We start from the raw sequence: 14,039 nt of genomic DNA, 5'->3' as shown, positions 1-14,039 counted from the left end.
GCAAAACACACCGTTGATTCAGGACATGACATGAAACTCGCAAGTTATCTTCATCAGGGCGTCAGGAGCTATGGCATTGTGACCCCGAACGGCATTATCGATTTAGGTCGACGTCTTGGCCATCGCTTCGCGGATCTTAAAGCGCTACTGAGCGGCGATGCGTTGCCCTTAGCCCGTGAACACGTGGATGCCGCCGTGGATCTGGCAATTTCAGGCGTGACGTTTTTACCGGTTATCGAACAACCGGGGAAAATCCTCTGTGTCGGCATGAACTATGCGCAAAAGCGCCTCGAGTTTAATCAAAGCAACCCGGCGCCGACGTTGTTTGTTCGTTTCGCCGATTCACAAACCGGTCATGGTGCGCCGATCCTTAAGCCCAGCCGTTCCGTCGAGTTTGATTATGAGGGCGAGCTGGCGGTGATCATTGGTCGCGACGGTGAGGATATACCTGCCACCCAGGCATTAAGCCATGTGGCGGGTTATAGCTGCTACATGGATGGTTCCGCCCGCGATTGGCAGCATACCTGGTTCACCGCCGGTAAAAACTGGCGGCAAACCGGTGCCTTTGGCCCCAGCATGACCACCACTGACGAGATCCCCGATCCTCATGTCTTGGGCATACGCACCTGGTTAAACGGGCAAAAAGTACAAGACGACAATACCGGCAGCATGATCCACCGGGTTGCCGAGTTGATTGAATACATCAGTACCTTTACCCGACTGCATGCAGGCGACGTTATTATTACCGGTTCACCGGGTGGAGTGGGTAAAAAACGTACGCCGCCGCTGTTTATGCAGGCCGGCGATCATATTGAGGTCGAAATAGACCGTATCGGCCGGTTGAGCAATCAGGTGATCGATGCCGACATAGCGCCGACCGCTAACGCCTATTATGCCAATGCGCTGTCTTAAGTCCGCACCGGCCTCATTTTTCCACCTCGCAGAAGAGGAAAGCAGTATGTACGATCGGGAACCGCTGGATTTTTCCATGCTGAGCGTTAACGCCACCGAGGCCGCACTGGACGACGTGCGCGCGCTGTTAGGGGACGGTGGCCTGGGCATGGATGCGGATATCCGCCAGTTCGTCGTGGCCCGCAGCGGTAAACGTATGGTGGGGTGCGCGGGAATTGCCGGCAACGTGATCAAATGCGTTGCCGTGGCGGTGGATTATCGTGGCGATAATCTGAGTGCCCGGCTGCTGGCCGAAGTGGAGATTATGGCCGTACGACAAGGCCATTCTCACCTGTTTCTTTATACCCGTCCGGCCAATCTTGACGTATTTCGCCGTTGTGGTTTTTATCCGCTGGCGCAATGGGATAACGTGGCGGTGCTGATGGAAAATACCCCGGTCGGTATTCACCTCTATGCCAGATCGTTGGCGCAATATTATCACCCGGGTAAGGCCATCGGTTCGGTAGTGATGAACGCCAATCCTTTTACCCTTGGTCACCGCTACCTGGCGGAACAGGCTTCAGCCGCCAGCGATTGGTTACATATTTTTGTGGTCGGCGAGGATGTTTCGCTGTTTCCTTATGCCGAACGGCTGGAAATGGTGAAGCAGGGCGTGGCACATCTGGGTAATGTGACGGTGCACGCCGGCTCGGATTATTTGATTTCACGTGCGACCTTCCCCGGCTATTTTCTGCGCGATGCACAGTTGATCAGCCAAACCTTTAGCGCTATCGATTTGTTGATTTTTCGCAATCATATCGCGGTGCCATTGGGCATCACCCATCGTTTTGTCGGTACCGAACCATTTTGCCCAATGACCCATCAATACAACCAAGATATGTATGACTGGCTGGAAAACCCGGCCCGATCGCCAAAACCGCCGGTGCGGGTGGTGGAAATAGAGCGCAAATGCCAAGCCTCAGGCCGGGCGATATCCGCTTCGGAAGTCCGCAAGTTGCTCAATCGGGGGGAGTTGGCGCGTATTCGCAGTATCGTGCCAGCCAGTACCTTTGCTTATCTCAAACAACCCACGTTGTCGGAACCCGTCGGCAGCTATGTGCTAGGAATATGAATCACGCTATACCCTAAATAATTCGGGTTGCAGGAAGGCGGCAACGCAGCTGCAACGTGACGTATGACGGGTATATGAAAATCAATTTATTATCAGGACATGTATCATGAAAATTATTAAGGAGGCCTTGGCGGGCACCTTTGAATCCAGCGATTTGCTGGTCAAAATTGCCCCGGCCCATGGTGATCTCACGGTGGTGGTCAACAGTGAGGTGATTAAACAATTTGGCGAACAGATTCGTCTGGTGGTCGCGCAGACGTTATCCGCCATGGACGTTGACGAAGGACTGGTGATTATCGACGATAAAGGCGCGTTGGATTGTGTGATTCGCGCTCGGGTACAAACCGCAGTGTTACGCGCCGCTGGCGCTGCGGATATTCATTGGGAACAATTGTCATGAAAAAGCTACGTCGCAGTATGCTGTTTATTCCCGGCGCCAATGCCGCCATGTTATCCACCGCGTTTATCTACCGCCCCGATTCCATTATGTTCGATTTAGAGGATGCCGTGTCGCTACGCGAAAAAGACAGCGCACGCATTCTGGTGTTCCATGCTTTGCAACAGCCTATGTATCAGGATATTGAGACCGTGGTGCGGATTAATCCGCTGAATACGCCATTTGGTTTGCAGGATTTGGAGGCGGTAGTGCGTGCCGGGGTGGATGTAGTGCGGTTGCCGAAAACCGACACGCCGGAAGATATGTTCGAGCTTGAATCCCATATTGAACGGATCGAACGTGCCTGTGGGCGCGAGGTCGGCTCGACCCGCACCATGGCGGCCATTGAATCCGCTACCGGCGTCATTAATGCGGTGGCGATTGCCCGCTGTTCGCCGCGGTTGATCGGTATTGCGCTGGCAGCGTTCGATTATGTCATGGATATGCAAACCGAACGCGGCGACGGCACCGAGCTGTTTTATGCGCGTTGCGCGGTGTTGCATGCCGCCCGTGCCGCCGGTATTGATGCTTTTGACGTGGTCTATTCCGACATTAACGATGACGAGGGATTCCTAAAAGAAGTGGATCTGGTGCGCAAAATGGGCTTTAACGGCAAATCGCTGATTAATCCCCGCCAGATTGAACTGCTGCATAACGCCTACGCCCCGACCCAGGAAGCGGTGGACTATGCCGAACGGGTCATCGTGGCCGCGCAGGAAGGTGAGCGCAATGGCCTTGGTGTGATTTCACTTAACGGCAAGATGATTGACGGACCGATTATTAATCACGCACAGGTGGTACTGGAACGCGCCCGAGCTTCGGGTGTGCGCCGGTAAGGTGTCCCACGTTAACGGAAAGACAGGAATAGGCAATGAGTAACGTAACAGCAGATTTACATGCACAATTTCATCATTTACAAACCCTGGTGCCGTTTAGCCATGCCAATAGCGGCACGCCTTGGCTCGCTGACAACGCCACCAAACACCACCGTAAACTGTGTGACAGCCTGGAGCAGGCCATAGAACGCAGCGGTTTGCGCGATGGCATGACCATTTCGTTTCACCATGCGTTTCGTGAAGGGGATATGGTCATCAACCGGGTCGTATTAACCCTGGCCCGTATGGGATTCAAAAACCTGACGTTGGCCTCCAGCTCCCTGATGACCTGCAACGATGTGCTGATTGAACCAATCCGTGCCGGGGTCATTACCAAAATTTATACTTCCGGCATGCGGGGCAAACTGGCGGATGCCATCTCCCACGGCTTAATGGAAGAACCGGTGCAAATCCACTCCCACGGTGGGCGGGTGAAGTTGCTGCAAGACGGCGAATTGAACATTGATGTGGCGTTTTTGGGCGTCCCTTGCAGTGATGAATTTGGCAACGCCAACGGCAGCCATGGCAAATCCTGCTGTGGTTCCCTGGGATATGCCATGGTGGACGCGGAATTTGCCCACAAGGTGGTGTTGTTGACCGAGCAATTGGTGCCGTTTCCCAATATGCCCGCCAGTCTGGCCCAGGACCAAGTGGATTATATCGTTACCGTGGACCAGGTGGGCGATCCGGCGAAAATCAGCGTCGGCGCAGCGCGGGTCACCAGTAATCCGCGTGAGCTGCTGATCGCCCGCGCCGCTGCCGAGGTTATAGAATATTCCGGGTATTTTACCGATGGTTTTTCATTACAAACCGGCTCCGGCGCTTCATCGACGGCCTGCACGCGTTTTCTGGCACGCAAGATGCTGCGTAACGGTATCAAGGCGCGGTTCGCCTTGGGCGGCATTACCGGGGGTATTGTGGATTTGCATGAGCAGGGGCTTATCGGCAAAATATTGGATACCCAATCCTTTGACGGACAGGCGGCGGCATCGCTTGAGCACAATGCCAATCATATCGAAATCTCCACCAGCGTGTATGCCAATCCGATAGCCAAGGCCGCCTGCTGTGACCAGTTGGATATTGTCATTCTCAGCGCCCTGGAAATTGATTTGGCGTTTAATGTCAACGTGATCACCGGGTCAGATGGGGTGATGCGCGGCGCTTCCGGCGGCCATTGCGATGTTGCTGCCGCCGCCAATTTAACCATTGTGGTGGCACCACTGACACGTAGCCGCATTCCCACCGTGGTACGTCAGGTCACTACGCTTGTGACCCCAGGGGAGAGCATTGACGTTCTGGTGACCGATCAAGGTATTGCCGTCAATCCAGCCCGGCCTGACGTGCGTCAGCGTCTGGAAGACGCTGGTCTGGCGGTGATGGATATTGAACAGCTGTATCACCGGGCGGTGGCCTTGACCGGCGAGCCAAAAGCCATTGAGTTCACATCAAGGATTGTCGGAATCATTCGTTATCGCGACGGCAGTGTTATTGATGTGGTCCGCCAGGTAAAAGAGGAGGAATAGATGACGATTGCGGAACAACTGCATTCCACTGTCACTCTTGATGAATTGTTGCAGGCCAAAGACCGCCGAGCTGCACGCCAGAATACGTGGCTGCAGTCTTATCAGCAGCCACTGATCTCTCTGACCCTGGTGACCCCAGGGCCGGTAAAAGACTCTGCCCTATACCGGCGCTCAATGCGCGCCGCGGTGGAAGCCTGCAATGGTTTGTTGAGTACGCACGGTTGGAATACCTTGGCGCACCAGGTGTTTTGGTTTGATACCGGCCCGGAAGCGCTATGGTCGGTTGATCACGCCGGTGCAGAGCTTAAGGCGGCCACCGTGGCGCTCGAACAGTCACACCGGATTGGCCGGTTATGGGACATTGATGTTATCTCGCCCGGCGACGGTATTATCGGCCGTGATTCACTTGGCCGCGCGGGGCGGCATTGCCTACTGTGCGACCAACCGGCTCACGCCTGCTCCCGTTCCCGCCGCCATCCACTGGAACAGGTGGTGGAAAAAATCGAGGATATGTTGGATGCCTATTTCTGCGCAAAATAACCTCGAGCGGTTTTGTATCGCCGCAGTGGATCAACCGCCAGCGATTGAATTGCTGGCGGCTAGCGCATTGCGTGAAGAGGTGCTGTTGACCCCCAAACCGGGATTGGTGGACAGTGAAAATACCGGCGCGCATCGGGATATGGATTTGCCGTTGTTTATGTGCAGTATCGACGCTATCGCGCCTTGGTTCGGCCGGTTTGTGTCACTCGGCCATCAATGCGCCAGGCTGGCACCTACACGAGTGCTGATGGAAATCCGTCCCGCCGGGTTGGCTTGTGAGCAGGCCATGTTCACCGCCACCGGCGGCGTGAACACCCATAAGGGCGGTATTTTTTCCATGGGGTTATTATGTACCGCGGCCGGCTACCTGTCCGGCCGCGGTATCACCTTAACCCGGCAGACGCTGTGCGACACGGTGGCGGCATTTTGTGCTGCGCTTATCCGTACCGAACTGGCCGGCTGTCGACGGGCGTCCACGGTAGGCGAACAGCTCTATTTACGTTATGGCATGACCGGTGCCCGCGGTGAAGCGGCCGGCGGTTTTGCCACGGTACGACGCCATGTGTTGCCGGTATGGGATCGACTGACGCCGCGGGGGGACGATCGCCAGGCCCGGCTGTTACACGGTTTGTTGATATTAATGGCCCATAATCCCGATACCAACCTGGTGGCGCGTGGTGGCATGGACGGATTAGTCTATGTGCAAACCTATGCCCGTCGTTTGCTGTCGGACGGCTGGAATGACGCTCAACTCCGGCAGATGGACCGGTTACTGGTGGCGCGCAACTTAAGCCCCGGCGGTAGCGCTGATCTGCTGGCGGTGGCCTGCGTGCTGGCGCAATTTCCGCAATGAACCGTTATTCACCGCCGCTGGACCGGACGCGGCCGCCGCCAAACGGTCCGGTGGGTGCCATAAATGATGACGCGCTTTGCACGGTCCTGGTGCCAGGCATCAACGACAGTGGGCCAGAGCATTGGCAAAGCCTTTGGGGGCAGAGCCATCCCCAGTGGCGGCGCATTGCTCAGCGTGATTGGCTGCAGCCGGATCTGGATGGGTGGCTTTCCGCTATCCGGCGCGCGATAGGAAATACTCAGGCACCGGTGCTGTTAATCGGCCACAGTTTCGGTGCGCTATCATCGTGGTATTACGCCAGCCGTTTCCCCGGACAGGTTGCCGGCGTGGTGCTGGTGGCACCGGCTGAACCGGTGCGTTTTGAAATTGAAGACCGCATCACGGCCGCGCCGCTGCCGGTGCCAAGTTTGATGTTCGCCAGCCATAACGATCCCCTACTGACGATCAATCGTGCGCGCCACTGGGCTCAGGCGTGGGGTGCCGAGCTGGTGGACGTTGGCGACGCGGGCCATATCAATGCGCAAGCGGGATTCGGTGCTTGGCCACATGGACTGGAACGTGTCGAGGAATTTGCTCGCCAACTGCGTGGCCCCGTGCGATAAATCGCTTATTGCCGATGAGGTTATCGCCCTTTATGATGAGGTGTTGATGCTCATCTCGGGGCGTCCAGAGTGGAGACACCTTATGCCTAATGAGCGGGTCCTGCTGGTGATCGATATGCAAAATGGCGTATTCGCCACGCCACGCCTGAATCGGGCGGAGTGTGTCGGGCGCATTAATCAGCTGAGCGCCGGTGCGGATGTGACGATTTTTATCCAGCACGAGGAAGGGGAAATGACCGAGGGCAGTGAATCTTGGCGTTTATTGCCTGAACTGCACCTGCCGACGCGGTACCTGACGGTGAAAAAAACCGCCTGTGATGCATTTTACCGTACCAAACTGGAACACACGCTCAGCGAATTGGGGGTCCACGCGCTGACGGTTTGTGGTTGCGCCACCGACTATTGTGTCGACACCACGATAAAAGTGGCCGCCAGCAAAGGTTATGCCCTGACCGTTGCCGCCGATGCCCATACCACCGCCGATCGTACCCATGTTTCGGCGCAGCAACTGATCGCCCAACATAACGAGGTATGGGCTGGTCTGTCGATCCCGGGTAATGCCATTACCCTTAAGACCACACAGCACATTCTTGCCGATTGGCGCGGATCACCGACCGCGCGGGGCGAGATAGACCCAAACTTTTCCTCCCCGGCAACACCATAATGAAAGAGTGCGCGTGGTATTTTTTTACTATGCCATACTTAATAAATAAGCCTATATCTTTCATGTTTCTAGTCGCAAAAGTGCCGGCGATGGGCATACATTCGAATCATTCGAGAAGCTTATCGGGATTTTTTGCTTGCCGCTGGCTTGTCATTTGCTGTCCATTGGCTACATATCGGGAGCGACAATGAGTAAGAAAAAATCACATAAGGACGCCGTATCGGCTGTTGAGAAATTAGACGCCGCATTGGCTGTTGAGGAATTAACCGGTAAGGAGTATCACCACGCGCTGCATAAACTGCAGGTCGAACTGGTTAAACTACAGCGGGAAATCATCGCCGCCAACGATAAAATCGTGGTGATTTTCGAAGGTCGGGATGCAGCGGGTAAAGACGGTATTATCAAAACTCTGTCCGAACATCTTAGCCCGCGGGAAATTCGTATCGTCGCCCTGGGTAAACCGTCAGAGCGCGACCGTGCCGAATGGTATTTTCAGCGCTATGTAGAACACCTGCCGGCGGAGCAGGAAATGGTGTTGTTCAACCGCAGTTGGTACAACCGCGCCGGCGTAGAGCGGGTCATGGGGTTTTGCACCGACGCGCAGTATCACCAATTTATGGATACGGTGACTGACTTTGAACAACTGCTGGTGAGTTCCGGCGTCAAGGTCATCAAGTACTATCTGGATATCACCAAAAAAGAGCAGAAGCAGCGACTGGAATCCCGCGAGACTGACCCGCTTAAACAATGGAAAATCAGCCCCATTGATGAACAGGCCACGAAAATGTGGAAGCATTACAGCGCCGCGCGTGACCAAATGCTGACCCGTACCCATACCGCCGCCACACCCTGGGTTATTGTGCATACCGACAACAAGCATCAGGCGCGATTAAATATCCTGCGCGATTTGCTCGATCGTTTGCCCTACAAGGACCAAGATAAAAGCTTGGCACCGGCCGATCCTAACGTGGTTTTTCCGTTTGACACCTTATGCTTGCAAGATGGTCGATTGGCCCCTTAGGCCGGGCCTTGTTGCGCTAGCGCCCGCCGCGGCCATGTTGCGCCGGGGCAGCGGGCGCGCTATTGTCGTAGTGGTCCGGCATCGCCGGCCAGGCGGGTTATTGTACGATACCCACCATACTGCACGTTACGTTGCCGGTATCCCACTTACGTTGATCAAAGGATAATTCATGTCTGAGTCCATTTATGATATTCCCCTGACAAAAATCGACGGCACCCTCGGCAGCCTGGCTGCGTATCGCGGTAAAGTATTGCTGGTTGTCAACGTGGCCTCGAAATGCGGTCTCACGCCGCAGTATAACGATCTGGAAAAGTTATATCAGGATCGGCACGCTAGCGGGCTGGAGGTGCTGGGATTTCCCGCCAATAACTTTAAAGGTCAAGAACCTGGCACCGATACTGAAATCAGTGAGTTCTGTTCGGTCAACTTTGATGTCCATTTCCCTATGTTTTCCAAAATTTCGGTATTGGGCGACGATCAGCATCCACTTTATGCGCAGCTCACCGCCGCACAACCGGTGGCCATCGGCGAAGGCCCGTTTCGTGAGCGCCTGAAAGGCTACGGTGTTGATCCTACCAACCGCCAGGATGTACTGTGGAACTTTGAAAAATTTCTCATCAACCGGCACGGTAAAGTGATTGCGCGCTTCGCACCGGACGTTACCGCCGACGATCCGCGCCTGATCGTGGCCCTTGACGCTGCGCTGAACTGATCAAGACAGTTGAATCCTATCATCATTTTTACGCGGTATATCCCAGTGCGTGTAGTGCTTCTCTGGCAGAATAACGTTTTAGTCGCTAGATGATATTCTGCTGTGGCGCGAAGCGCGCATGTGCCATGGTGGAACCTGGCTTCGCGTTTTTCATTATGGCATGAGGGTTATACCGTGGCACGGACGATTATGTTGATTCCCACCGACGTCAGCGTCGGCCTTTCCAGCGTCAGCCTGGGCGTCATCAGGGCCATGGAACGGGAAGGGGTACGCTTAAGCGTATATAAACCTATCGCTCAGCAGCGTGACGGCTGCGCGCATCCGGATCAAACCACAGCTATTGTCAGCGCCAATTCCAGCATCCCCGTTGCGCAACCGCTGGATATGAGTTATGTGGAAACACTGCTGGGTTCTAACCAGCAGGCCCTGTTAATGGAGGAGATCGTCGCGCGTTATCACGCCAACCTACGCGGCGCGCAGGTGGTGCTGATTGAAGGATTGATGCTGACCCGGCGCCATCAGTTCGCCAATGCGCTGAACTACGATATTGCCAAAACCTTGCAGGCAGAAATTGTTTTTGTTACCACGCTGGGCACCCACACACCGGCGCAGTTTGCCGAGCGGCTGGAACTGGCGCGGGCCAATTTTGGTGGGCGCCGTAACCGGGCCATTACCGGGGTGATCGTCAATAAACTCAATGCCCCGCTCGACGATCAGGGCCGGCCCCGGCCCGATCTTTCGGATATTTTTGATCAGGATGGCGATGGCGACGCTGAGCCGACTGAATCGTTGCCCTCCTTTGACCAAAGCCCATTGCCGGTTCTTGGCTGCATTCCTTGGTGTTCTGATCTTATCGCCACCCGCGTTATCGATATGGCCAGGCACCTTAACGCCCGCATCGTGAATGCCGGCGATCTCGAGACCCGGCGGGTCACCTCCGTCATTTTCTGCGCGCGGGGCTTGACCGGTATGGTCGATCATTTTCGCCCCGGCTCACTGCTGGTCACCTGTGCCGATCGGCCTGAAGTGCTGGTGGCCGCCAGCTTGGCGGTCATGAATGGGGTGGATATCGGTGCCATACTACTGACCGGCGGCTATGACATTGCCCCCTCCATCGCCAGGCTGTGCCAGCGGGCATTTCAGGCCGGGTTACCGGTGCTGATGGTGACGACCAATACCTGGCAAACCTCGCTTAACCTGCAGAATTTCAATCTGGCGGTGCCGGCGGATGATCGTCAGCGGGTGGAAAAACTGCACGATTATATGGCCAACTTTATTGACCCGCAGTGGATCCACTCCCTTAGCGCCGCCGCCGAGGGCCCGCGTTTGCTGTCGCCACCAGCGTTTCGTTATCAACTGACCGAAATGGCCCGGCGCGCAGGCAAGCGCATTGTGTTGCCCGAAGGGGAGGAACCCCGCACTATCCGCGCGGCGTCAATCTGTGCTGAGCGCGGCATCGCACGCTGCGTCTTGTTGGGCTGTCCGGATGAGATTCGTCGCGTGGCGACAGCCCAGGGCGTGATCTTGGGGAAGGGGATAGAGATTGTCGATCCGTCACTCATCCAGGCACGATATAGCGCCCGATTGGTTGAACTGCAACGCAGCAAAGGCATGACCGAACTGATTGCCCGCCAGCAGTTGGAGGATAATGTACTGCTAGGCACCTTGATGCTTGAGCTCGGTGAGGTGGACGGTCTGGTGTCCGGTGCGCAGCATACCACCACCAATACTATCGGGCCGGCGCTGCAGTTAATTAAGCCTGCCGCCGGCAATTCGCTGATCTCATCGGTGTTTTTTATGCTGCTACCGGATCAGGTGCTGGTGTATGGCGACTGTGCTATCAATGCGGACCCCAATCCGCAACAACTGGCTGAAATTGCCATTCAGTCTGCGGAATCGGCCATCGCCTTTGGCATTGAACCTCGGGTGGCGATGATCTCCTATTCCACCGGGACCTCTGGTTCCGGCAGCGACGTGGAGAAGGTGCGTGAAGCCACCCGGTTGGCTCAGGCCAGGCGGCCAGATTTGATGATTGACGGTCCGCTACAGTATGACGCCGCCATTATGGCTGACGTTGCAAAAACCAAGGCCCCGGATTCGCCAGTGGCTGGGCGGGCTACGGTGTTTATTTTCCCCGATCTGAATACGGGCAATACGACCTACAAGGCGGTACAGCGTTCCGCCGCGCTGGTGTCCATTGGACCGATGCTGCAAGGACTGAGCAAACCGGTAAACGACCTGTCACGCGGCGCGTTGGTGGATGACATCGTCTATACCATTGCGCTTACCGCCATCCAGTCGTCCCAGTTGGCAACCTGAGCGAGAGACCCATGCGGACCAGATTAATCCGGCCAGCCATGCATCTGCTCTTTAGCGTAAGATTTGTGGTGGATCTCCGTTTTAAAAATAATCCGGAAAGCCTGCATTTACTAACTATACTTAATTTATATCAAAAATACCGAACGGGTATTTTCACTTAGATTTTGCTTATATCCTGCATGTTTAGTTGCGGGTGTGAAGGTTAATAAACATAGAGGTTTTCCCATGGGTATCGGCACAATTATTCTGATTATATTAATTCTTTTATTAATTGGTGCATTTCCAAGCTGGCCTCATAGCCGCAACTGGGGCTATTATCCGAGTGGTACCCTGGGCATCGTGGTGGTTATTTTACTCATTTTGGTGCTATTGGGTCGTATCTGACGCTGCGATAAGTTTGGTCCTCGACGATAACATGCAATCGTTGTGACCAATGTTACCCGTAAAATCTGCGCTGGATGCGCTGCAGGACGTCAAGGGGGTATTGGTAAATACCCCCCGACTAGGTACCAAACCGACGATATAAGTTGGAACCAATCCACTCTAACCGGCTATCATTTTCATGACGTGGTAATAGGGTCCCTTTATTACTCCAGTGTCCTGTGAGCTTTGTGGTATGCGACGGGGGCAGCAACAGGGCGGTATTTCTTTTGGCCTAGATTGACAGGAGTTATTCATGCGGCGAACGTTATTTTGTGTAGCGGCGATATTAAGCGCCAATATGGCTTGGGCACAAGCTCAGCCGGTGGTACGTACCCTTGATCTGGTGGGACTCAATGGTAAGAATGTGGGCAAAATCACCCTGACTGAGGCCGCTAAAGGGGTGATTTTGCGCCTCGAGGCCAATGGTTTTCCTCAGGGCTGGCATGGGATTCATTTTCATGAAAAGGGCGTATGTGACGCTAACAATAAATTTAAAGATGCCGGCGGTCATGTCCATGCCATGACGTCGGTAGTGCATGGGCTGTTAAACGCTAACGCGAACGATGACGGCGACTTGACCAATGTTTACGCCGGAGCCGATGGCAAAATCAATGCGGAAATTTATTCAACGTTGGTCTCGGTTTATCCTGGTCGCGAACGTCCGGCATTGCTCGACGGTGATGGTGCCTCGGTGATTATTCATGCCAACCCAGACGATTATCAAAGCCAACCTATCGGCGGCGCGGGGGATCGCATCGCCTGCGCGGTGATAAAATAATCGACCAACAGACCGGTGATGGTCGGCCGGTTTGTTGCGTCCTATACCCTGTTTGCCGTCCAACCGCGCAATCCTAAGTCGCTCGCCAAGTCGCGTTATTTTTGCCATAATAGCTATATTAGCCATTAATGGGGATGTACCATGAACGCCGGGTTGCTTAACGTTGATGATTTACCGCGCCAAAATGCGACGCAGGTTAAGAACAAATGGGGCGATGTGGTGCGGTTGGTCCATCAAGCCGGCTCGGTGGCCATTACCAATCACTCGGTGGTGGAAATGGTCATGCTGGATATCGAGACCTATCGTAGGTTGGCGGCGGCCTTAGATCGGGTCAATGCCCAGGAAAAAACGGTAGTAGACGAGCTGGCAGAACGTTTCAATGCGCGGTTGGCGGTCCTCAATGAGACCGGTGCTGCCGAGCGAGTGGATGCATTATTCGCAGCAAAAGGCCAGCTTAAGAGGCGGCCCAAGGCGGGAGAATCGTACTGATGCCAGCAACGGAACGGAAGCCGTTTATTTTTGTATTGGCCGGCGTCAACGGCGGCGGTAAAAGCTCCGTGGGTGGTGCCATTGTAACCCAACATGGACTGTCATGGTTTAATCCGGATGCTTATGCCCGTGAATTGGTTAACCAACTCGGGCTTGAACTCAGTGAGGCCAATGGGCGCGCTTGGGCACATGGGGTCGCACAGCTACAAGCCGCGCTGGATGCCCGCACTAACTTTGCTTTTGAAACCACACTCGGTGGCAACACTATCCACAGGCTATTGGCGCTGGCAAAACAGACACATGATGTCGTCATGCTGTTTTGCGGTTTGCAAACACCGGAACAGCATCTGCAGCGGGTAAAACTGCGTGTGGCCCATGGCGGTCATGACATACCGGAGCACAAAATCCGCACACGCTGGGACAGTTCGCGTGCCAACCTTATCAAATTGCTGCCGACGCTGACGCATTTACAGGTGTTTGATAACAGTACTGACGCGGTTGCCGGGGACAATATCCCGGATCCGAGGTTGCTGCTGGAGATGGCGCATGGCAAGGTAGTCTTCCCCCCTGCGGACGATGTGTCGGCACTGATGACCATACCCGACTGGGCGCGACCTATTGTGCAGGCGGCGTTGGAATGTGCACCTCAGGTTCACCATAATTTATCCCCCCGGGTCAAACAACGGCCACAAGCTTGATTCTATAGCGCTGCAATAAAAACCGCTGGTGCGGCTATTTAACCACTTATCCGTATATATGACCGCTAAGGTAAAATCCTCTG

Annotated in this window: 16 protein-coding genes; all 16 read left to right on the top strand. The window is 54.9% G+C overall.

Translation table 11 applies throughout. The features are described from left to right. Positions 1-30 precede the first annotated feature (30 nt). Positions 31-912 (top strand): fumarylacetoacetate hydrolase family protein, encoded by an 882-nt coding sequence (locus tag SJI19_RS15475; protein WP_323479163.1) that lies wholly within the window; start codon positions 31-33, stop codon positions 910-912. 46 nt (positions 913-958) lie between these two features. Continuing rightward, the gene (gene citC / locus SJI19_RS15470; RefSeq protein WP_323479162.1) at positions 959-2,023 is read left to right on the top strand and encodes a [citrate (pro-3S)-lyase] ligase; all 1,065 of its coding nucleotides are present in this window, start codon (positions 959-961) and stop codon (positions 2,021-2,023) included. A 106-nt stretch (positions 2,024-2,129) separates the two neighbouring features. Continuing rightward, positions 2,130-2,423 (top strand): citrate lyase acyl carrier protein, encoded by a 294-nt coding sequence (gene citD / locus SJI19_RS15465; RefSeq protein ID WP_323479161.1) that lies wholly within the window; start codon positions 2,130-2,132, stop codon positions 2,421-2,423. Then, positions 2,420-3,295, top strand: a complete 876-nt coding sequence (gene citE / locus SJI19_RS15460; protein WP_323479160.1) for a citrate (pro-3S)-lyase subunit beta — start codon at positions 2,420-2,422, stop codon at positions 3,293-3,295. Before citD ends, citE begins: the two co-directional genes overlap by 4 nt. 35 nt (positions 3,296-3,330) lie before the next feature. After that, positions 3,331-4,857 carry a citrate lyase subunit alpha gene (citF, locus tag SJI19_RS15455; RefSeq protein WP_323479159.1) on the top strand — a complete coding sequence of 509 codons (1,527 nt, stop codon included), beginning with the start codon at positions 3,331-3,333 and terminating at the stop codon, positions 4,855-4,857. Then, a complete protein-coding gene (citX, locus tag SJI19_RS15450) occupies positions 4,858-5,397 on the top strand; it encodes a citrate lyase holo-[acyl-carrier protein] synthase (protein WP_323479158.1) in 540 nt (179 codons plus the stop codon). It begins immediately after the preceding gene. Next, entirely contained in the window at positions 5,375-6,250 is an 876-nt protein-coding gene (gene citG / locus SJI19_RS15445) for a triphosphoribosyl-dephospho-CoA synthase CitG (protein ID WP_323479157.1), read from the top strand. Before citX ends, citG begins: the two co-directional genes overlap by 23 nt. Beyond that, positions 6,247-6,852, top strand: a complete 606-nt coding sequence (locus SJI19_RS15440; protein WP_323479156.1) for an alpha/beta hydrolase — start codon at positions 6,247-6,249, stop codon at positions 6,850-6,852. Before citG ends, SJI19_RS15440 begins: the two co-directional genes overlap by 4 nt. 82 nt (positions 6,853-6,934) lie before the next feature. Then, entirely contained in the window at positions 6,935-7,516 is a 582-nt protein-coding gene (locus tag SJI19_RS15435) for an isochorismatase family protein (RefSeq protein WP_323479197.1), read from the top strand. A 187-nt stretch (positions 7,517-7,703) separates the two neighbouring features. Further along, positions 7,704-8,537 (top strand): polyphosphate kinase 2, encoded by an 834-nt coding sequence (gene ppk2 / locus SJI19_RS15430; protein WP_323479155.1) that lies wholly within the window; start codon positions 7,704-7,706, stop codon positions 8,535-8,537. Positions 8,538-8,706: 169 nt separating this feature from the next. Continuing rightward, the gene (locus tag SJI19_RS15425) at positions 8,707-9,249 is read left to right on the top strand and encodes a glutathione peroxidase (protein WP_323479154.1); all 543 of its coding nucleotides are present in this window, start codon (positions 8,707-8,709) and stop codon (positions 9,247-9,249) included. 174 nt (positions 9,250-9,423) lie between these two features. Continuing rightward, on the top strand, positions 9,424-11,568 hold the full coding sequence (gene pta, locus SJI19_RS15420) for a phosphate acetyltransferase (protein WP_323479196.1): 2,145 nt from the start codon (positions 9,424-9,426) through the stop codon (positions 11,566-11,568). A 225-nt stretch (positions 11,569-11,793) separates the two neighbouring features. Continuing rightward, positions 11,794-11,952, top strand: a complete 159-nt coding sequence (locus tag SJI19_RS15415; RefSeq protein WP_416347554.1) for a DUF3309 domain-containing protein — start codon at positions 11,794-11,796, stop codon at positions 11,950-11,952. Between the two features lie 292 nt (positions 11,953-12,244). Then, positions 12,245-12,769, top strand: a complete 525-nt coding sequence (locus SJI19_RS15410; protein ID WP_323479153.1) for a superoxide dismutase family protein — start codon at positions 12,245-12,247, stop codon at positions 12,767-12,769. Between the two features lie 141 nt (positions 12,770-12,910). Beyond that, complete coding sequence (locus SJI19_RS15405; RefSeq protein WP_323479152.1) at positions 12,911-13,258, top strand: hypothetical protein; 348 nt, start codon at positions 12,911-12,913, stop codon at positions 13,256-13,258. Further along, complete coding sequence (locus tag SJI19_RS15400; protein WP_323479151.1) at positions 13,258-13,956, top strand: hypothetical protein; 699 nt, start codon at positions 13,258-13,260, stop codon at positions 13,954-13,956. Before SJI19_RS15405 ends, SJI19_RS15400 begins: the two co-directional genes overlap by 1 nt. The last annotated feature ends 83 nt before the right edge of the window (positions 13,957-14,039 follow it).

Source organism: Acerihabitans sp. TG2 (assembly GCF_035013185.1).
GTDB lineage: Bacteria > Pseudomonadota > Gammaproteobacteria > Enterobacterales > Enterobacteriaceae > Acerihabitans.
This window is presented reverse-complemented; position numbering and strand designations above follow the sequence as displayed.